Annotated in this window: 16 protein-coding genes; 9 read left to right on the top strand and 7 right to left on the bottom strand. The window is 62.3% G+C overall.

Features of this window, described 5'->3' with window-relative positions; genetic code table 11:
• The first annotated feature begins 52 nt into the window (after nt 1-52).
• A complete protein-coding gene (locus AC1D1F_RS13300; RefSeq protein ID WP_477677264.1) occupies nt 53-1,180 on the top strand; it encodes an ROK family protein in 1,128 nt (375 codons plus the stop codon).
• Between the two features lie 357 nt (nt 1,181-1,537).
• Here the strand turns inward: AC1D1F_RS13300 and AC1D1F_RS13295 are convergent, their stop codons facing one another.
• Entirely contained in the window at nt 1,538-3,979 is a 2,442-nt protein-coding gene (locus tag AC1D1F_RS13295; protein ID WP_477677263.1) for a penicillin-binding protein 1A, read from the bottom strand.
• A gap of 219 nt (nt 3,980-4,198) precedes the next feature.
• On the opposite strand from AC1D1F_RS13295, the gene AC1D1F_RS13290 reads away from it, so the two are divergent.
• The 3 genes from AC1D1F_RS13290 to AC1D1F_RS13280 all read left to right on the top strand — a co-directional run bounded on the left by AC1D1F_RS13290 (nt 4,199) and on the right by AC1D1F_RS13280 (nt 5,846).
• Complete coding sequence (locus AC1D1F_RS13290) at nt 4,199-4,444, top strand: DUF3606 domain-containing protein (RefSeq protein ID WP_477677262.1); 246 nt, start codon at nt 4,199-4,201, stop codon at nt 4,442-4,444.
• A 20-nt stretch (nt 4,445-4,464) separates the two neighbouring features.
• Complete coding sequence (locus AC1D1F_RS13285) at nt 4,465-4,725, top strand: DUF3606 domain-containing protein (protein WP_477677261.1); 261 nt, start codon at nt 4,465-4,467, stop codon at nt 4,723-4,725.
• Nucleotides 4,726-4,817: 92 nt separating this feature from the next.
• Nucleotides 4,818-5,846, top strand: coding sequence for a Vgb family protein (locus AC1D1F_RS13280; protein ID WP_477677260.1), 1,029 nt, complete (start codon nt 4,818-4,820; stop codon nt 5,844-5,846).
• Between the two features lie 102 nt (nt 5,847-5,948).
• Here AC1D1F_RS13280 and dsr1 read toward each other — a convergent pair whose 3' ends face one another.
• From dsr1 to AC1D1F_RS13265, 3 genes are all read right to left on the bottom strand, one after another.
• On the bottom strand, nt 5,949-9,779 hold the full coding sequence (dsr1, locus tag AC1D1F_RS13275; protein WP_477696422.1) for an anti-phage defense-associated sirtuin Dsr1: 3,831 nt from the start codon (nt 9,777-9,779) through the stop codon (nt 5,949-5,951).
• Between the two features lie 32 nt (nt 9,780-9,811).
• A complete protein-coding gene (locus AC1D1F_RS13270) occupies nt 9,812-10,630 on the bottom strand; it encodes a hypothetical protein (RefSeq protein ID WP_477677258.1) in 819 nt (272 codons plus the stop codon).
• Nucleotides 10,631-10,901: 271 nt separating this feature from the next.
• Nucleotides 10,902-12,158, bottom strand: a complete 1,257-nt coding sequence (locus AC1D1F_RS13265) for an MFS transporter (RefSeq protein ID WP_477696423.1) — start codon at nt 12,156-12,158, stop codon at nt 10,902-10,904.
• A gap of 159 nt (nt 12,159-12,317) precedes the next feature.
• Here AC1D1F_RS13265 and AC1D1F_RS13260 point away from each other — a divergent pair, with 159 nt between their 5' ends.
• From AC1D1F_RS13260 to AC1D1F_RS13240, 5 genes are all read left to right on the top strand, one after another.
• Complete coding sequence (locus AC1D1F_RS13260; protein WP_477677256.1) at nt 12,318-12,692, top strand: VOC family protein; 375 nt, start codon at nt 12,318-12,320, stop codon at nt 12,690-12,692.
• Entirely contained in the window at nt 12,689-13,234 is a 546-nt protein-coding gene (locus AC1D1F_RS13255; RefSeq protein WP_477677255.1) for a GNAT family N-acetyltransferase, read from the top strand. The genes AC1D1F_RS13260 and AC1D1F_RS13255 overlap by 4 nt, the downstream gene beginning before the upstream one ends.
• A 309-nt stretch (nt 13,235-13,543) precedes the next feature.
• Entirely contained in the window at nt 13,544-14,344 is an 801-nt protein-coding gene (locus AC1D1F_RS13250) for a hypothetical protein (protein ID WP_477677254.1), read from the top strand.
• Nucleotides 14,341-15,255 carry a hypothetical protein gene (locus AC1D1F_RS13245; protein WP_477696424.1) on the top strand — a complete coding sequence of 305 codons (915 nt, stop codon included), beginning with the start codon at nt 14,341-14,343 and terminating at the stop codon, nt 15,253-15,255. The genes AC1D1F_RS13250 and AC1D1F_RS13245 overlap by 4 nt, the downstream gene beginning before the upstream one ends.
• A gap of 1 nt (nt 15,256) precedes the next feature.
• Complete coding sequence (locus AC1D1F_RS13240) at nt 15,257-16,048, top strand: peptidoglycan recognition protein family protein (RefSeq protein ID WP_477700748.1); 792 nt, start codon at nt 15,257-15,259, stop codon at nt 16,046-16,048.
• A gap of 66 nt (nt 16,049-16,114) precedes the next feature.
• On the opposite strand, the gene AC1D1F_RS13235 is transcribed toward AC1D1F_RS13240, so the two are convergent.
• The 3 genes from AC1D1F_RS13235 to AC1D1F_RS13225 all read right to left on the bottom strand — a co-directional run bounded on the left by AC1D1F_RS13235 (nt 16,115) and on the right by AC1D1F_RS13225 (nt 18,936).
• On the bottom strand, nt 16,115-16,906 hold the full coding sequence (locus AC1D1F_RS13235; protein ID WP_477677999.1) for a tetratricopeptide repeat protein: 792 nt from the start codon (nt 16,904-16,906) through the stop codon (nt 16,115-16,117).
• A gap of 132 nt (nt 16,907-17,038) precedes the next feature.
• The gene (locus AC1D1F_RS13230; protein ID WP_477696426.1) at nt 17,039-17,698 is read right to left on the bottom strand and encodes a hypothetical protein; all 660 of its coding nucleotides are present in this window, start codon (nt 17,696-17,698) and stop codon (nt 17,039-17,041) included.
• A gap of 47 nt (nt 17,699-17,745) precedes the next feature.
• On the bottom strand, nt 17,746-18,936 hold the full coding sequence (locus AC1D1F_RS13225; RefSeq protein WP_477678001.1) for an aminotransferase-like domain-containing protein: 1,191 nt from the start codon (nt 18,934-18,936) through the stop codon (nt 17,746-17,748).
• Nucleotides 18,937-18,962 lie beyond the last annotated feature (26 nt).

Here is an 18,962-nt window from a genome sequence, read left to right as displayed (position 1 = left end):
CGTAGCGCCTTCGCCGCTGGTACGCCTTCCGGCCGGCGCCCACCATGAGGCCATGCCCCGCAAAATCTCTCGAAAAAACGCCAACGCCCCGGCATCCCTGCCCGACGAACTCACGCACGGCGGCCTGCGCCGGCCCGCCGTCACCATCCAGGGCTATAGCCTGCAGCTGCACGACGGCGAAGGCTTTGCCGGCGACAGCGTCAGCCGCACCGCCTACAGCGAAATGCTGGACGCCTGGCGCAAGCTTTACCGCCGCATCAGCGGGCTGGACCCGCTGGGCCGCAAACCCACGGCGGAGATCGGCAAGAAACGGCTCGACGAGCTGCTCAGGCGCAACGGCAAGGCCGCGGCCATCATCTCCGCCGCCTCGGAAGACTACGCCTGGCAACTGGCCCGCGTGGTGCGGCGCTTCCTGACCCATGCTTCATGGCAGGGCGTGCGGCGCATCGTGGTCGGCGGCGGTTTCCGGCAAAGCCTGGTCGGCGAGCTCGCCATAGACCGCACGGCCGAGCTGCTCTACCAGCGCGGCAGCCGCGTGCACCTGATGACATTGCGCCACCACCCCGACGAAGGCGGCCTCATGGGCTGGGTGCACCTGGCGCCGCCCGAGGTGCTGTCCGGCTACGACGGCTTCCTGGCCGTCGACATAGGCGGCACCAATGTGCGCTGCGGCATCGTGCGGCCGCGCGCGCGCAAGACGCCCGACCTCACCGACGTCAGGGTCAGCGGCCTGCGCAAATGGGGCCACGCCGGCGATGCCGACGCCACCCGCCGCGAAGACCTGGTGCAAGGCATCGCCGCCATGCTCAAAAAGCTCATCAAACAGGCCGAGGGCAAGGGCCTCAAGCTCGCGCCCTTTGTCGGCGTGGCCTGCCCCGGCATGATTGCCGAGGACGGCTCCATCTCTTCAGGTGCGCAAAACCTGCCCGGCAACTGGGAAAGCCCACGCTTCAACCTCGCGCAGCACCTCTGCGAAAGCCTGCCGAAACTCGGCGGCCACGACATGCAGGTGCGGCTGCACAACGACGCGGTGGTGCAGGGCTTGTCGGAGCTACCCTTCATGCAGGGCGTCAAGCGCTGGGCCGTGCTGACCGTGGGCACGGGGCTGGGGAATGCGAGTTTTGTGAATATGGGCGTGCCGGTGGCGGGCAAGAAGCGGCGGGCGGCTAAAAAGCGCTGAGGCCGGTATTACTCCCTCTCCCCATGGGAGAGGGTTGGGGTAAGGGCCAGCGGCGGATCAACAGCCCACGGCTTTATGCACAGGCCGCTAGCCCTCACCCCTGCCCTCTCCCAGAGGGAGAGGGAGCAAGAAGCAGCCCGCGGCCGGTATTACCCCCTCTCCCCCTGGGAGAGGGTTGGGGTGAGGGCCAGCGGCGGATCAATGGCCCACGGCTTTATGCATAGGCCGCTGGCCCTGTCTTGCAGACCGCAGCCCAGGCTGAGCCTGGGCTTCTTCGCGCTGTCCAGATGCGCGCAGGCGCATCTGGAGCCGCAGCGCTCAGCCCCTGCCCTCTCCCAGAGGGAGAGGGAGCAAGAATTACCGAGGCGCGATAGGCGCGCCAACAACCACGCCCGGAAACACCTGCAGTTTTTCTACAGGCACAGGCGTAGGCGGCTGCAACACAACACCGGGGGACGTACCACCCGAATCCCCACCCTGCACGGCCGGCGGCGTGTTTTCAGCCGGCACCTGGATCGTCACGTACTTGATCACCGGCGCGGGCTGCCAGCGCGGCGCGCCGCCTTCCGCGGTTGGGGCCGCACCCGCCATGCCCACGCCCGCCGGCACCACGCCCGGCTGGCCTTCCTGCGGCGGCTCGGCGCCGTTGAGCAGGGCTTCGATGCGCTGCTGTTCCACGTCCGTCACGCCGCCGCCCTGCGGCGCCGGAAAGCGCATCTCCGCATCCACCACCTTGGCCTTGATCGCCTGCTGGAAAAACTCGCCCACGATAGGCAGCGCGCTGCGCGCCCCCTGCCCCCAGCTGTCGCCCATGGTCACGCGGTTGTCGTTAAAGCCCACCCAGGCGCCGGCCACCAGCTGCGGGTGCATCATCACGAACCAGCCGTCGGTGTTGCCTTGCGTCGTGCCGGTCTTGCCGGCGAAGTCGGCGCGCAGGCCGTAGCGGCTGCGTATCGCCGCGCCCGTGCCCTGGTCGATCACGCCGCGCATCACGTCCAGCAGCGTCTGCGCCACCGTGGCCGCCATCACCGTCTCCGGCAGCTTGGGCTGGAACTCTTCCAGCACCTTGCCGTTGCGGTCTTCCACCCGCATGACGATGATGGGCTCGATGTAGCGGCCGTCATTGGCCAGCGTGCCGTAGGCCGAGACCATTTCCTTGAGCGTCACCGGGCTGGTACCCAGCGCCAGCGACGGCACTTCTTCCAGCTTGCTTTGCCGCACGCCCATGGCCTTCGCCAGCTTGGCCACGTGGGCCGGGCCCACCACCTGCATCACCTGCGCCGTGATGGTGTTCTTGGAGAACATCAAACCCTGGCGCAGGCTCATGAACTCGCCGCTGGGCCCACCGCCGTCGGTGGGCCGCCAGAAGGCGCCGTTGCCCAGCGGGATTTCCACCACGCCGTCGATAAACCCGTCGGTCTGCCGCGCGCCGTCCTCAAAGGCCGCCCCGTACACAAAAGGCTTGAAGGTCGAGCCCGGCTGGCGGCGCGCCTGCTGCACGTGGTCGAACTGGTCGTCCGCAAAATCCCGGCTGCCGACCCAGGCCCGCACCTGGCCGTTGCTCGGGTCCATCGCCATGAAGCCGGCCTGCAGCCGCGTCTTGTCGTCCTTCAGCGCCTGCATGAAATCGGCATTGGCCAGCAAAACCTTGAGGGCCAGTTCGTCCGTCTGCCCCGCCGCGCGCGCCGCCTTGTACTCTTGGGTGTCGCGCACAAAGGCCAGGGCCAGCTCGCGCTGCGCGCCGCTTTTGGCCTTCCAGCCCGAATTGAAGCGCCAGTCGCCCGCCACGATTTTCTGCAGCCGGTCGCCCTGCGCCACCAGCGCCTTGTTGGCCATGGCCTGCAGGCGCGAATCGATGGTGGTGTGCACCACCAGGCCGTCGGCATAGATGTTGTAGTCGTTGCGGTCGGCCCACTCGATCAGCCAGCGCCGCAGCTGCTGCGCCAGGTGCGGCATCTCGCCGAACTCCGGGTCCAGCCGCTCGAAGTCGATCTTCAGCGGCTTCTTCTTGAGCGCCGCGACCTTGTCTTCCGGCAGCTTGTGGTGCTTGACCATCTGCATCAGCACGGTGTTGCGGCGCTGCAGCGCGCGCTCCGGGCTGGACACCGGGTTGTAATAACTCGCGCCCTTGAGCATGCCCACCAGCGTGGCGCTTTGCAGCACGTCCAGCTCGCTGGCCGACTTGTCGAAATAGGTGCGCGCCGCCATCTCGATGCCGTAGGCGTTGTACAGGAAGGGCACGGTGTTAAGGTAGCTCTCGAGGATCTCGTCCTTGCTGTAGACCGCCTCTATCTTGAAGGCCGTGATCGCCTCCTTGAGCTTGCGCGTCAGCGTCGCCGAGCGGCCTATCTCCTCGGGGTACATATTGCGCGCCAGCTGCTGCGTGAGCGTCGAGCCGCCCTGCTTGCGGCCGGTGAGCGTCAGCAGCACCGACGACACCGTGCGCCGGAAGTCCATGCCGTGGTGGTCGTAAAAGCGATGGTCCTCGGTCGCGATCAGCGCCGCCACCACATTCGGCGAAATCGCGTCCAGCTTGACCCAGTCGCGGTTGGCGCGCTGGAAGCTCGCCAGCTCCTTGCCGTCCACCGACATCAGCACCGAGGGCTTGGCCGTCTTGGCCTTGAGCAGGTCGCTGATGCTGGGCGTAAACGGGATCAGGATCACGATGTACAGCAGCAAGGTGACCGGGATCGCCGCCAGCCCCAGGCCCACACCACGCCAGGTGGGGTGGCGCAAGGCGGCCAGCCGGCCGGGAATGGTGGCCGCGAATGCGCGGATGCGGGTGGCTAAAGAGCTCATGAATGGGGTCTGGAAGGGGTTCTTCATTACCCGCAAGTCTAATTCGGCGCTGTAAACCCCTTTTGTAGGACGGCGGCGCAGCCAAAATCCCCCGCCGGAAGCCCAAATTCGCCGCCCCGGCCCAGGCCGCCGCCCATCCCAAAACACGGCCAGCGCCTACAAACAGCGCGCCCGCGCCGCCCTAAGCTGGATTTGATAAAGAAGACAGGAGACGACCGCATGAGCTTCATCCCCTATTACCCCCATGTTCAGCCGGACCGCATCAACCTCAATGACCGCTCCGACACCGGCACCTGGACCGAGCGCCTGGGCGTGAGCCCCGAACAGCTGCGCCGCGCCATCGCCGCCGTCGGCGACACGGCCAGCAATGTCGAACGCTACCTCAGGGGTAGCAGCCGCGCCGACAGCGCGCCGGGCCGCGCAAGGCCCTCGGCCTCGGCCACGGCGTCAGACAGGCCCCGCTGAGCCCAGCCCAGGAGACCGCCATGGCACCCCGCTTTGCAGCACCCCGCCCCATGCCCGGCACAGAGCCGGAGCTCATCGAGCTCAAGGACCCCTTCGCCGCCCAGGTCTGGGCCAAAAAATTCAACGTCAGCCCCGAGCAGTTGCGCGAAGCGATTGAGGCCGTCGGCGACAGGGCGGCCGACGTCGAGATGCACCTCAAAGGCAGCCGCAGCACCACCAACGCAGACCGCGTCAAGAAAGCGGGCGGGGCGAGCGGGATGAGCGGGGAAAAGCCCCGTTGATGGCACTGGCCATAAACGCCACAATGCCTGGGCGGTGACCCCTCGCCGCGTGCGGCGCATGCACAAGAAAGCTATGCGCAGGAGGCATTCCCATGCTTGTGCAGCAAAACCACCACCCCACCCGCCGCACCGCCCTCGCGGCCCTGCCCGCCGCCGCCCTGCTGCTGCCCGGCCTGGCCCGCGCACAAACACCAACGCCTACCGCCGCAGCGCGCCTGCAATCCTGGCCCCTCAACACCCGCGCCGCCACCGGCATACACGACATCGCGCCCGCGCCCGACGGCGGCGTCTGGTTTTCGGCCCAGCGCAGCGGCCACCTGGGCTGGTTCGACCCGCGCAGCGGCAAGACTGAATTGATTGCTTTGGGCGGCGGCTCGTCACCCCACGGCGTCATCGCCGGCCCCGACGGCGCGGCCTGGCTCACCGATGGCGGGCAAAACGCCATTGCCCGCGTGGCCTGGCCCTCGCGCCAGGTGAAGGTGTTCCCCCTGCCCGCCGGCACGCCCTATGCCAACCTCAACACCTGCGCCTTCGACGGCGACGGCAACCTGTGGTTCACCGGCCAGAGCGGCTATGTCGGCAAGGTCGACGTGCGCAGCAGCACCGTGACCGTCAAAGACTCCCCCCGCGGCCGCGGCCCCTACGGCATCTGCGCCACCCCCAAGGGCGATATCTGGTGGTGTTCATTGGCCGGCTCCTTCATCGCCCACCTGGACCCCAAGACCGGCGAGTCCCGCATCGTCGAACCACCCACGCCGCGCCAAGGCGCAAGAAGGGTCTGGTCAGACAGCAAGGGCCGCATCTGGGTGTCGGAATGGAGCAGCGGAAATCTCTCAATGCACGACCCGGCACTCGGCACAGGCGCCAATAGCTGGAAAACATACAAAGCCCCAGGCGCCGACCCGCATGTGTACGCGGTCTACGTTGACCACAAAGACACGGTCTGGGCCTCGGAGTGGAGCAACAACGCGATGCTGCGCTTTGACCCCGGCAGCGAGAAATTTGAGGCCATCCCCCTGCCCCGCGCCAATGCCGCGGTGCGGCAGATCCTGGGACGGCCCGGGGAGGTGTGGCTGCCTGAGAGTGGGACGGAGTTTGTGATGGTGATTCGGACAGGGTGAGGGATAAATGCATAGCCTTCAACATTTCGCCGCTTTCGCAACTTTCGCCGTGCTTCTATCGTCAAGGGAACTCGCCTCGCTACGAGAGGCCAACTTACTCCGCTATGCAATTCCTCTTCTTCGCGAATACTCGCGTAAACGCTGGTACCGGGCATCCTGAGCAAGCTTTGGTGCAGCTTTCACAATCTCGTCCAAACATTTCCCCAATTCCTGAGGAGCCCATTGCTGGTCGGCTATCACGATATCCAACAGATGCAGCGCATCAGTCGGGAATTGCGAACACAAACCGGATTTGTACAGCAGGCGCACAACGTAGTTTGGGTGCTCAATTGGTTGGAGCCAATCTTGCATCGCAGCCAAAGCAGCCGGGAACTCAGATCGGGCAGCAATAATCACCCGGGTCAATGATCCGGCGATTCGCGGAGTTGCAAGGCCACGTGATTTTGGCCAAATGTGTTGCCAGAATGGCTGGACACGGTTATTCCAATAGTCCTCTCGCTGATCGGCGGCTCCTTCAAGAGCTTGATAGAGCGCCTGTGCGGATTCCGCCAAACCCTCTTGCGGCAGTGTTCCAATGGCGGACCGGAACTCGTCCACGCTATAGCCTTCTGTCGGTCCCAGCGCCGCGTAAGTCAGGAAGGAGGCGAACTGCTGTCGGTGTTCACCTAAGTCGACGTAATGACTTGCGCTCTCCAGGAACTGCGGCTTGAACGCAATCATCAACGGCTGGTACAAGCGCGGCGACCACAGGAAACCTTCCCATGCAGCTTTTGCTTCGCCAGGATTGTGCCAACTGAACAGGGGCAATAAGTATTGCTCAGCCCACGGTCGGTCGACGCGGAAGATCGCTATCAATCGCGAACTAAGCAGTACCCTGCCGTGACGAAACCGGTCCACCTGCACATCGCACAGTGCAGTAAAAAAAGGCTCGATGTCAGCTGGAAGCCGATCATTGTCATTCGGACTGCGTTTGAACCAAAGGTTGATCAGTGCCTGCGTGACATGCCCGACCGGATGATTGATGGCCTCGGTAACGGATTGGTCCATCGGTTCTCCATTGCGCGTCATCCCGGTACCTGTTTCGAAAGGCACGCCTAGAACGCGGCGGCATAGGTTCAGCAGAATCTCCTCGTGCTGATTAGTTGACTTCGAAACAGTATCAATCCACCACGTCACACCGTGAGCAATCTCCTGGATTACGCTGTCAGGCATTGTCAGCACCAGAGGTGCGGCGTATCGCCAGGACCGCATAACCATTCCTTCTTCGCCCCATGCCTGGAGCGCCTCGCGCCATCGGCCGACTGGCCACATACCACCGCGCGCCAGATCGCATAGCGCGTACAGGCTGTGAAAGAAACGGGTGCGGCAGACATCGCGCCACGTGTCCTCGTAAAACGGTCGCCGTTCGGGCTGTGGCTTCATCAGCCATTGAATCAGCTCGTGCCGTTTTCGAGGCGCGATGTCTACATCTCGGCTTTCCTCGTAGTCCGGATCACCAGTACCACTCATCCAGTGAGAGAACTCATCACTCTCATTGTTCGCCAACTGCCACTTCGAGTATGCATTGGATATATCCACCAAGCGAGCTGTTGCAAGTGCCCCTAGCGTGAGATTCGAGGCTTTCAATTTTGCGAGATGCAGCCAGACTGAATGAGCTACTAAGTCTTGCCATCGATCCGGTTCCAGATCATTCTTGTACATATTGCGCGGAGGGCCGGCCAAGATGGCGGACTCCAGACGTTCCTGGTTGACTCCTTCCAGCTTGTTCCCTTTCAGAACCAATAGTCTGAACACTTCTCGCTGGGTATCTGTCGACCATAGCCACCAAGCGTCATCAGCCAACAGCCAATTCACCCACTGTTCGGTTGCGATGCAATTCTCTTGGCTGGCAGCAAAAAGGGCCAATCGTTTGAAAGTGGGATATGGCAGATCAAACCACGTCAGGGCAATCTGCTTAGCGCGGGCGCTGTCATCGCTGTGAACCGCCAGCCACGCATCGCGCAGCAACTCGATCAGGGCCACCCAGTCGTGGAATCCTCGGTTCTGCCAATGTGGACTAATAGAAGGAAGGTCCCAGTAAGATCGGTCACTGCGGTTATCGGCCTCACCCAACTCGTGCAACAGGTCCAGCGCATCATGCAGAAGTTGCTGAAAATCCTCGAGCAGCTGCGGCAAGACAGACGTCCAGTCTTTGTCGGAAACGTCGAGCAGAGACGAGAGCACATGATCGGCAGCTAGTACCAAGTCCCAGTCCACCAGCTGCTTGATTCGCGTGGGTTCGTCTGTACTCTCTTTCTCATCGCTCCACCGAAATGGCTTTTTCAGTGACACTTGGGGCGCGAGAATTTCGCGTAACTCAAACCGTAGCGTGGTAGTCAGTCCCTCTCGCTTCAGCCGGCTTTTCCAGCGATAGAGATCGGAATGGTGCCACGGCGACTTCACTCGCCCGCTGAGCAGCAAACGCCAGAGGGTACGCATCAACAAGCTGGGGATAGACTGGGCCGCGTGCGAGCGGATTTCGTCCAGCTCTGCGGTCTTTCCTTCGTGCTCCAACGAGGTAATGCGGTCCAGTTCGTGCTCAATCAACCATGACAGGCGGTCATGCAACTGGCCGCCACGTTGCGCGATCCAAATGACCAACCTCGGGTCACCCAAGTGGCGTACCAACCACCGAGCTAGCTGAAACATTACGTCATCCCACTGACTGCCGGTGATACTACCGAAGACCAGCGACATCGACGGTGAGCGATCATAGGGTGCAGGCCGTCGAATCAGGCTGAAGCGCAACTCGGTGTCCACCCTGTCGCGCGACGGTACACCAAAACGGGCCAGATCGCTTTGCTGAAAACGCTCTATCGAGAAAGCCTCCAGCAGCCAGTCCAGCGGCGGGACAGGGTTGAATTCCGCAAATCCTTTGGCAGGTAGTCCCGACTTGTCTGACAAAGCCCACAACATTCGGCCGACGAAGTCATCTTGTTGAGTGCTTGCCGAGGGCCGTGCCAACGCATGGCTCACGACAATGCGCTCTTTGCCCAATACTCCGTCGCGGTAAGTTTCTGCCCAAGCCTGCAGGGTCTTGTGCAGCGCCGAATGGTCGTGACTGCCGGCGGGAACTTCGTACAGGATCGGGGTAACGCCCTTGGCTTCCCACTCGATAGCCTTGCGGTGTTCCTGCCCTGACTCATAGTCACCCAGCGCCCAGGCTTGTGGTGTGACTTCGCCCAGCATCCGGTCTGCGGCCAGCGCATCCATCATGTACCGTAGCACAGGATCATTGATGCTGTAACCGACGAAGCAGACCACGTAATTGCGAAATAGCTCGCTGACAAAGCGTGCGGCCCAGCGCTCGGTCAGATAGGCCAGACCAAAATCACCACTGGTGACGACCAACCGGTTCAGGGCAGTGTCGTCCGCTTTGCCGGACAGCAGGCCGTGCAAGTACACCACCCCGTCCCAGCGGCTGTTCTTTGGTATCGGCAGCATCGGTGCGCCATATGCTTGGAACGCTTGGCCTGTGCGTTTGGCCGCCATGTGGAATACACGGTCAAAGTTGGTGGTTACCAGACGCAGCGCATCTCCACGGCTGCGGCGCGCCAACTGGAGCAGTGCCTCATGGGTAGTGGTTGAACCCTTGCGACGCAATTTGGGTTTGAGTGTCTGAGCGAGAGCGCGACGCACTGCAAGGCGCTGCCCCGGCAGGCGTCGCTCCAGCAGGTCGAGTGCCGCGTCAAACTGTCCGCGATCTAAGGCTTCGCGTTCAATTTCCGTGGGTGTCGTGCCGTTCAGCCGGTAGATATCTTCGACCAACCCCTTGAAGCCGGGCAAGCCTGCGGGATAGGAAATTCCAGCACCACAGAAAAACACCACGCGGCCCTCCTCGTGCGCCTGCAAAAGCGCATCTGGAATGTCGGGACCACTGGTGATGAACTGCACAGGTTGCCTCTTTTTTTGAACTATCGGCCGTTTTACTTAGCTGGGACGCTGGACTTGCATCCCACAGCAAACCAACTGCATAGACGATTCGGAGAATCTATCTTTGACTTTACAAGCGAGGTTGACACAATCATCTCGTTAGGTACCACTGAAACTTTTCGATCTACGGCAACAAGCACCGCACTTGTGGAGAAGCGACGAAGTCCCAAGAGTTCATGAGATTCAGTGCCATCTTCTGTTTTCAGAACAACGGTCCAATTCGGAGAATTCTGCTCGAGTACGGCTCGCCCCTGCCCATAACCCAGAAGGCCAACCCAGATGCCCAGCAGAGGAAGAATCAGAAAAAGACGACGGCCAGTTTGACTAAACGCAGCCCCTAGTCGCTCATGTCGAACAACCCATGACGCCAGAGTTCCCCATGCGACCAGAGCTCCCACATAAAGTGCGCGACTTGAGTTTGTGAGAAAAAAGTCGGTGATCAAAGAAATTACAACGACAGCCCCAAAGAGATAGGCCGGGCTCTTGCGGAACCAACGAGTGAAGCGGGGGTGAGGAGAAAGACGAATGAGTTCCTCTTCAGATTGCCCTCCCTCTAAGCGTCGAGCAGCCATTTCATATAGGGCAAATATCAATGCATAAACTACAGCCTTCGGAGTCCAAACTAGAGCACTTCTGACATGATCGGACAGATTGGTAGGTACATCTTCAAACGCGAGTCCGAGCGAATAGAGATAACTAAAATCAAATGCTGTAGACAAGAGCAACAGAAGCGCGGTCGCGACTCCAAGCGACTTGGTGAGGTTATCCAGTAAAGGCGATGCGGCGAAGGATGTAGGTGTGTCGTGAGTCATCTATCGTTCTGGTCTGAGCGGTTTTATAGCTGCTTCAAGCTGAATTTATTTCTCTGCACGGCGTACTTAATAATTCTCAGCTTTCCCCTTTCCAAGCAGGGGGTAGTCTGCAGTAGACGAATTCGCTGCACAACCTTCGATCGGAGGAGATGATGTTGTTTCGACAATCAGAAGAATTGAATCGTCGGTTGGTCTATCAGCGCATCACCGATGCATAGGAGTACCGGTCCAACCCTCTAGCCTTAGGTCATACGCTCGCCGCGATGGATGATCAATTTACCGTCCGCCGCCTCAACGCCCAAGCAAAATAAGCCCCCTCCGCCGCCATCACCCCGCCCCCCAGCGCCACCACGGCGCTGGTGCCTATGCGGTCAATCAAGGCCGCGGCCAGCACCACGCCCAGGGACTGGCCCAGGAACAGGAAAGACGCGAACAGTGAGACGGCCGTGCCGCGCGCTTCGGGCGCCATCTGGGTGGCGTTGGCCTGCATGACGTTGTGGAACATGAAAAAACCAAAACCACCGACCAGGCTGGCCGGGATGGCCGGGCCCCAGTGCGGGATGTAGGCAATCGCCAGTGCGCTGATGCCGAGCAGCGCGCCACCCAATAACACCAGGCCGTGCTGGCCCAGGCGGGGGATCAGCGCGCGGCCTGCGGCCATGTAGCCGACGCCGCCCAGGCCGAAGAGCGCGACGATGGCGCCTGAGACCGAGAGCGACAAACCGAGTGCATGGTGCAGATGCGAGGCCCACATGGCCAGCACCCCAAAGCCCATGGCGCCTTCGATCACGGCCAGCAGCAAAATGGTGCGCGACCAGGGGCGGCTGGCGATCAGCAAAGCCTGTTTGATGAAATGCGGGCGTGCCACGGGCGCTTGCGATGTTGGCATTGCCTCTGCGACGGGCTGCGCTTTTTGCTGCCGGCGCAGATCGCCCCACAGCAGCGAGCCCACAGTGCCAAACAGCAGCACCAGGAAGGCAAACGCCCAGCGCCAGCCGAGCGCGTCGGTCAGCAGCCCGCCCAGCAACTGGCCGCAGACAATGCCCAGCGTGCTGCCCAGCCCCGTGCGTGTGAGCATCTCCTGCAGCTCATGGGGCGGCACGGCGTCGCCGACCCAGGCCATGGCGAGCGGGATCAGCGCGGCAGCCCCCAGGGCCATCATGATGCGGGCCAGCAGCAGCACGTCGAGGCTGGTGGCGAACACGGCCACGAGGCTGCCGACGCTGCAGCCCAGTGCTGCAAAGGTGACGATGCGGAACTTGCCCAGCCTGTCGCCCAGCGGCCCATAAAACAGTTGCGAGATGCCGTAGGTGACGGCAAACACCGAGACGACCTGCGCGGCCTGCGCGAGACTGACGGCGAAGACGCGCGAGAGCTCGGGCAGCATGGCGTCGCAAATGCGCTGGGCCACCATGCTGGAGAAGGTGGCACACGAGAGCAGCAGGATGGAGCGGCGGGTGGCGGGAGAGAGGGACGAACCAGGCAGAGTGGAAGAGCGGGTGGCGCCAGGCGCAGCGGCTGAAGTCATGAAGTGAGGGGCCCGAATCAAGGTAGCGGGCGACAGGCCCACGCTCTGATGGATTGTAGGCAGTGCAGGCAATTCACGTAGCCCACTCACAAAACCCTGCCGGCATCGTTGCGCAGCGCCTGTGCAAAATGGCGGATTGACGATTCCAGGAGACACCCCATGCCCGCCACGCCCACCACACCCACTTCAACCGAAAACTGCCGCATCAATTACCTGGAGCTCAACGTCAGCGACATAGACAAAGCCAAGGCCTTTTACGGCAAGGCCTTTGGCTGGACCTTTACCGACTACGGCCCGCAGTACACCGAGTTCTCTGACGGCGGGATGAAGGGCGGCTTCACGACGCAGGCGGCGCCCTCGCCTGCCGGCGGCCCGCTGGTGGTCTTGTATGCGAACAAACTCGAAGCCGCGCGTGACAGCGTGCTGGCAGCCGGGGGGCGCATCAAGCGCGAGATTTTTCCGTTTCCGGGCGGGCGGCGCTTTCATTTCCAGGACGCGGACGGCTATGAGCTGGCGGTCTGGTCGCACAAATGAACATAGGCGATACACCCGCACCGGAGGCCGTGGCGGCCGGGCGCTTCAGCTTCCGGCCTCTGCAAACGACCGACCTGCCCCTGCTGCACAGCTGGCTGTCGCGCCCGCACTGGACCGAGTGGTGGGGGCCGGCGCCTACGCTCGCTGAGGTGCAGGCCGACTATGGAGCCTGGATCAATGACCCGGCCCAGGTGCAGCCGCATATCGCGCTGCTGGACGGTGAGCCCTTCGGCTACATCCAGTCTTACGTGGCCATGGGTTCGGGCGGCGGCTGGTGGGAAGCGGAGACCGACCCGGGCGTGCGCGGCATAGACCAGTCGATTGCCGACGCGGCGCAACTGGGCAAGGGCCTGGGCACGGCGATGGTGAAGGCCTGGGTGGAGAGGCTGTTTGCCGACCCGCAGGTCACCCGCATCCAGACCGACCCGGACCCGCGCAATGCGCGCGCGATCCGCTGTTATGAAAAAGCCGGGTTTCGCGCGGTGGGCGAGGTGTTGACGCCGGATGGGATGGCGTTGTTGATGGTGTGTGAACGCACATAAGCCACGATCACACGCTGGTTCTGCCGTGCCGCTGGCATTCCACGGCAGGGCCTCAACCGCCCGCCGGCACCGCAAGCAGAGACCGCGGACTTTTCACAAAATCTGCGGGATAAACCGCTCTAGTCAGCCCAAAAGCTTGTGCGCCATCTACCCGCAGCCTGGCAACGCGGCTCGCCGGTCCTGAAAATAATTTGCCGGCATCCTTTAAACAGAGGAGGACACCCGCCGGGGTGAGGAATAGACTTCGAAAAAAAATCCACCCGGCAAAGAGGGCAATGACCGCAAAGCGCGGTTAAAAAAGGAGAGGGTATGAGGATGAACGCGTTAACCCCTATCGGCCTCGCGCAGCTTGCGCTGTGCGCCGCCTTTTTGGTGCCGCAGTCGGCGAAGGCGCAGTCGCTGTGCCCCCCATCCTGGCCGGCCGCCTTTACCGCAAAGGCCAACGCGATCCTGGAACTTCTGGCCAATAGCACCTATAAAAGAAATCAACCCGTCGCCCTGGCCAATTGTGTTCGCGACGCCGCGATGCAGACGGATGTCGAGGACGCGCGTGCCGCGGACCCGGAAAACCTCTCTCGAGTCCTGAAGCAGGTGGCCGATTTTCAGCACAAGACATCCGCCACCCTCAAGGCCTCGGGTGACTCGGATGCGGCCGCATACTGGTTAAAACAGGAGGCCGAGTTTCGCGCCTGGTACCTGGACGAACTGGCGAGCCCGGTGGGTCCTCCGCTACCTCCCGGCCGGCTACGCGACACCTACCTTGAAGGTGTTCATTCCTTGATGGATGGCTATGAAATCGTCAATACCGCGGAGCCGGTGGTGCGTTGGATGGAAAAGGCGCCACCTGAAATCTATTACCCGGCAACCTACGGGATCTGGATACGGGCGGTTGCCAGCTGCTCGAGCTGGAGCTTCAAGGATGCCGCCAATGCAACGGATGCCGCCCTGAGAACCAGCCTTTGCAGCGCGGCCTGCAGATCCATGGCAAGCAGTGCACGCGAAGCCATCGATCATTTTGCCGGTCGCGCGGCCCCCGAAGCCCTTGGGAAATCCCGAAGCCTGCTTGATCGCACACGCCAGGCCCTTAAATCCTGCGGAGGCGGCAGATGAAGCGCCTGATCACCCCCGTGCTGATCAGCCTTGCCTTGCTGCCCGCGCTGCTGGCACTGCCGGTCGGGGCAGCAGCGGCCGGCGCCGCCTCGATGGCAACGCTGTCGATCGATGCAGATAAGACCGCGGTTTTTGGGCAGCCCTTGCCTCTGATTCTGGTGATTCGCAACAATGCTGCCGCGAAAGGCAGCGGCATCACACCGCAGAGCATCAAGGTCATCCCCATAGGCCGTCTGGCCGACGTTTACGAGGATCTGGATATTTCGGACAGCGCTACGGGCTTCACGGCCATTCTGCCGGGCGAAACCTTGCAATTGCGCAAACAGCTAGCGCTCAAGAAGGACCAACGCTGGCAGCGCTACTTCCATACGACGCAGGCCTATGAGGTGATGGTGGAAGCTACCTGGGCCGACAACTCCCAGGCGGCCACGCGCCAGCCTGTCACCATGCTGTCCTCGCCAGCGGCGGTGATATGCGGTGGCATCCTGGGGGCTTTGCTGCTAACGCTTTTCACCGGCCTTTATCCACTGTTACGCTCCAGGCCAAAAAACATCGAAGAAACAACGGCTGACTTGATTTGGAGCATGTTCGCCTCCAGCCTGATGGGCGCCATACTGGCCATGCTGATCATTGCGATTACGCGCGGGACCTCTTCGATTACCTTACCGGTGGTAATCAAGGTCGAGGACTTTGTAGGCGGCTTGATGGTGGGCATGTTCAGCCATGTGCTGGCCCCGTGGCTGGCGGAAAAACTGAGCATCCCCGGCGCGCTTTCCACATCAACCTCTGTATCGTCATCAGCAGGCTCCACGAATGCTGCGCCCCATGATACCGAGGACGGGTGCGATGCCACCATCAGCGAGCCCACACCCGACGAAGAACTACCGGCATCCAGAGGAGGCGTCGCCTGATATGGCCTACAAACTCACATGGCTTGCCGACACATTGCTGAATGCGGGACTCAAGGTCGCCGAGGTTCCGGGCTGGCAAAACCGCGGCCGCGCGGAAATGGGGGATGTGCTGGGTATTCTTTGCCACCACACGGCTGGCCCCAAGAATGGGAACATGCCTTCACTGAGGACATTGATTGAAGGCCGAAGCGATTTGCAAGGACCCTTGTCGCAACTGGGGCTGGGCCGCGACGGTACCTATTACGTGATTGCCGCGGGCCGCTGCAACCATGCCGGCTCCGGCTCCTGGCAGGGCCTTACGGAGGGCAATTCCAACTTCATCGGCATCGAGGCCGAGAACACCGGGCTGAGAACGGACCCCTGGCCGGATGTGCAGATGGATGCCTACCGCAGGGGCGCGGCAGCCATCCTGAAGCACGTCGGGAGGCCGGCAACCATGTGCGCGGGCCACAAGGAATATGCCTTGCCCCCTGGCCGCAAAACAGATCCGCCGTTTGACATGACCATGTTCCGCTCGGAAGTTTCCGCCATCCTCGCCGGCACCGTGGCGCAGCCCCCACCGATTCCGGCAGTGACGCCGGCAGCGCAGGTGGGCGGTACTGAAAAACCCACTTTGCGCCGCAATGCCACTGGAGAGTTTGTCGCCCTCCTCCAGCAGAAGCTGCAGACCGATGTCGACGGATACTTCGGCCCGTACACGGAGGCCGCCGTGCGCGCTCTCCAGAAATCCCGGGCCTTGGTGCCGGACGGCATTGTCGGCCCCAAGACCTGGGCCTTGCTGGACCCCGGTTGAGTTTTTCGCGCGCATAGCGAGCCGCCGGTCGGCCTGCTTTCGGTGTCTGTCGATGCGCCATGAGCTTCAGGGCGTAACGACGGCGGGCGCGCGCTGCGGCGTGGGGCGCTGGGTGCGGACGTAGTTCAATTCGTTCTGGGCACGCCTGTCGTTCTTGTCGAGCTCCAGGCATTGCAGGTAGACCTTTTCGGCATCGTCCCAGCGGCCCTGTTCGACATAAACATAGGCGATGCCGCGCCAGGCGCGGGACAGTTCCTTGTTCTTGACCTCGGGCGGGGAAAACTCTTTGGCGGCGGTTTCGGCCTGCTCAAAGATTTTGAGAGCCTGGGGCCAGTTGCGTTGGCCCAGGTACACGGTGCCGAGCTCGCCCAGGTACTGGGAGTTCCGGGGCGCCAGGGCCAGGGCGGCTTCGAGTGCGCTGCGTGCTTCGGCCGGGCGTTTGAGTTCAATCAAGGCATAGGCCTTGAGGTACCAGGCATCCGACCAGACCTGCGGCACGATGATCGCGCCCTGCTTGGGTTCTTCCTTGGCGTTGGCCGCCTGCAGCAGGTACAGCAGGCTTTCCACCTGCGAACGGCCGGTGTAGGGCTTGGCTTTCTGGTGCTTGTAGCGCAGCTCATAGGCGGCGATGATTTTGTCGAAGTGGTCGGTAATTGCTCGGTCGGGCTGGCGGAGCTGCAGCAGATTGGCGCCGGCCATCAGCTGCTGCTCCAGCGCGGCATCTTCAGGGTTGGCCGCGGCCTGCGGGGGCGCGCCTGCTGTGGCGGGCTGGCTGAAGGCGGGAGAAGCGGCAAAGAAGGAAAAAGCCAGCGCCGTTGCCGCCAGCCAGGCCGTTGGCTGTTTGAGAGTTTTGGGCATTGTGGATATCCAGGTTAACGGGCACAAAAAACTACCAATCGATGAAGCACGGCGCTTACTTTAAGTGCACCAAGCTGGGACTGGGTCTTGTCCCTGGCTTGCGCGCCCCGCCTCACCACCTCACCACCTTACTCAGCGCGAAAACTCCAGCGAGAAGGGGTGTACATCGAAGAGATAGAAGCTGGGAGAGCGCCATTCTTCAGGACCGGACTTGAAAGTCTTCCAGGGGGTATAGGCCACAACATAGAGCTTACGTCCGGCAATCGTAGACAGCGGATTCTTTCCTTGGGCGTAATTGAACTCCGCGTAATTGCGATTCGCACCGGTGACAGGGTCTACAAAGGGCCAGACGGATTGATACGGTTTTGCCGCCGTAGGGCAGCCCTTCAAATCCCGGCAGGCCTTGTCGTACTCGGCTCGCGCCCACACGGTCGCATCTGTCCCCATCGTTATTTCTTCATCGATATCGGAGCGCGGGTTGTGGGCTCCCCCCAGGTCAAGAAGACTGGAACTTGGCGCGCCTGCCATGTAGTAGCCCGCACCTGAAAACACCTTCGATGTTTTTGTCAGGTAGGTGATTTGAGTTTTCAAGGCCAGGTTGATTCCCGGACGGCATTCAGCGGGCGTCAGCTCAACCCGAAAGGGAGCGGGAAGCAGCTTGAAAACCGGCACAGCCTCCTTCGACGAAACGATTTCGACGTTGTCCTGAAATACCCGCAAGGTGCACTGCGGCTCGGCAGCTGCCATTGCGTGCAGGAAACCCAAGCCTAAGCCAAGGAAAATTTTGTACATCGCTCCCCCCCCCCAGTTGAATAGCGCAGACGCAGCGCTCTGTCTTTTTATAAGGCCTTGCCCAGCCGTCCCACACCCTCTTCAATCTTCGCCACATCGGCCGTGGCGAAGCTCAGGCGCAAGGTGGCGAGGTCGGGGTTGGCGGCATAGAACGGCGCGCCGGGCACAAAGGCCACGAGCTGCTCGATGGCCTTCTTCGCGAACTCACCGGCGTCCTGGCTTTTGCCGTTGGCGCCGGTGAGGCGGGCCCAGAAGAACAGGCCGCCTTGCGGCTGGGTGAATTCAATCGCGTCGCCGAGTTCGCGCTTCAGGGCATTGCCCATGGCGGTGGCGCGTTCGCCGTAGACCTTGCGCACGCGCTTGAGGGTTTCGGGCATGCGGCCGGCCTTGAGGTACTGGGCGGCGGTGGCCTGGGCGAAAGTGCTGGTGTGGGCGTCGCTGAACTGTTTGCACATGGTGGCCTTGGCCAGCAGTTCGGCGGGAGCAACCATCCAGCCCACGCGCAGGCCGGGGCTGAGCACCTTGCTGAGGGAGCCGCAGTGGGCGAGCAGTTCGCGGCTGCCGGGCACGCTGGGGCTGAGGGCCAGCAGCGAGGGCGGCGGCGCTTCGCCGAAAAACAGGTCGCCGTAGGGGTCGTCCTCGACGATGAGGGTCTGGTGCTTGACGGCCATCTCCAGCACCTTCTTGCGGCGCTCCAGGCTCAGCAGTGCGCCGCTGGGGTTGCCGAAGGTGGGGATCAGGTAGACGAACTTGGGTTTGTGCTGGGCGATCAGTTGTTCGAGTTCGTCGGTCTTGACGCCGTGGGCGTCTATCGGCGCGCTGATGAGTTCGGCGCCGTAGAGGCGGAAGCACTGGATGGTGGCCAGGAAGGTGGGGCCTTCGACGATGACCTTGTCGCCGGGGGAGATCATGGTCTTGCCGAGCAGGTCGAGCGCCTGCTGGCTGCCGGTGGTGACGATGAGATTCTCGGGGGCGACGTCCTTGGCGCCCTTGGTGGCCATGAAGGCGCTGAGCTGTTCGCGCAGCGGGCCGTAGCCTTCGGTGGCGCCGTATTGCAGGGCGCCGCCGGGTTCTTCATTGAGGGCCTTGTTGCTGGCTTCCTGGATGCCGGCCACGTCGAACATGGCGGGGTCGGGGAAGCCGCCGGCAAAGCTGACGATGCCGGGCTTACCCAGCAGTTTGAACAATTCGCGGATGGCGGAGGTTTCAACGTTGTTGAGGCGGTCGGCAAAGTGCAGGGGCATGTTCGGTTTCTCGCTTTCTG

It is taken from the genome of Polaromonas sp. P1_H6, from assembly GCF_056405195.1.
The sequence above is the reverse complement of the archived record's forward strand: the minus strand, read 5'-3'. Positions and strand labels throughout refer to the sequence as shown.

Bases quoted from the DNA above. Each gene is read 5' to 3' on its own strand.
- AC1D1F_RS13300 (WP_477677264.1), top strand. From the start codon at position 53: ATGCCCCGCAAAATCTCTCGAAAAAACGCCAACGCCCCGGCATCCCTG.
- AC1D1F_RS13295 (WP_477677263.1), bottom strand. From the start codon at position 3,979: ATGAGCTCTTTAGCCACCCGCATCCGCGCATTCGCGGCCACCATTCCC.
- AC1D1F_RS13290 (WP_477677262.1), top strand. From the start codon at position 4,199: ATGAGCTTCATCCCCTATTACCCCCATGTTCAGCCGGACCGCATCAAC.
- AC1D1F_RS13285 (WP_477677261.1), top strand. From the start codon at position 4,465: ATGGCACCCCGCTTTGCAGCACCCCGCCCCATGCCCGGCACAGAGCCG.
- AC1D1F_RS13280 (WP_477677260.1), top strand. From the start codon at position 4,818: ATGCTTGTGCAGCAAAACCACCACCCCACCCGCCGCACCGCCCTCGCG.
- AC1D1F_RS13270 (WP_477677258.1), bottom strand. From the start codon at position 10,630: ATGACTCACGACACACCTACATCCTTCGCCGCATCGCCTTTACTGGAT.
- AC1D1F_RS13265 (WP_477696423.1), bottom strand. From the start codon at position 12,158: ATGACTTCAGCCGCTGCGCCTGGCGCCACCCGCTCTTCCACTCTGCCT.
- AC1D1F_RS13260 (WP_477677256.1), top strand. From the start codon at position 12,318: ATGCCCGCCACGCCCACCACACCCACTTCAACCGAAAACTGCCGCATC.
- AC1D1F_RS13255 (WP_477677255.1), top strand. From the start codon at position 12,689: ATGAACATAGGCGATACACCCGCACCGGAGGCCGTGGCGGCCGGGCGC.
- AC1D1F_RS13250 (WP_477677254.1), top strand. From the start codon at position 13,544: ATGAGGATGAACGCGTTAACCCCTATCGGCCTCGCGCAGCTTGCGCTG.
- AC1D1F_RS13245 (WP_477696424.1), top strand. From the start codon at position 14,341: ATGAAGCGCCTGATCACCCCCGTGCTGATCAGCCTTGCCTTGCTGCCC.
- AC1D1F_RS13240 (WP_477700748.1), top strand. From the start codon at position 15,257: ATGGCCTACAAACTCACATGGCTTGCCGACACATTGCTGAATGCGGGA.
- AC1D1F_RS13235 (WP_477677999.1), bottom strand. From the start codon at position 16,906: ATGCCCAAAACTCTCAAACAGCCAACGGCCTGGCTGGCGGCAACGGCG.
- AC1D1F_RS13230 (WP_477696426.1), bottom strand. From the start codon at position 17,698: ATGTACAAAATTTTCCTTGGCTTAGGCTTGGGTTTCCTGCACGCAATG.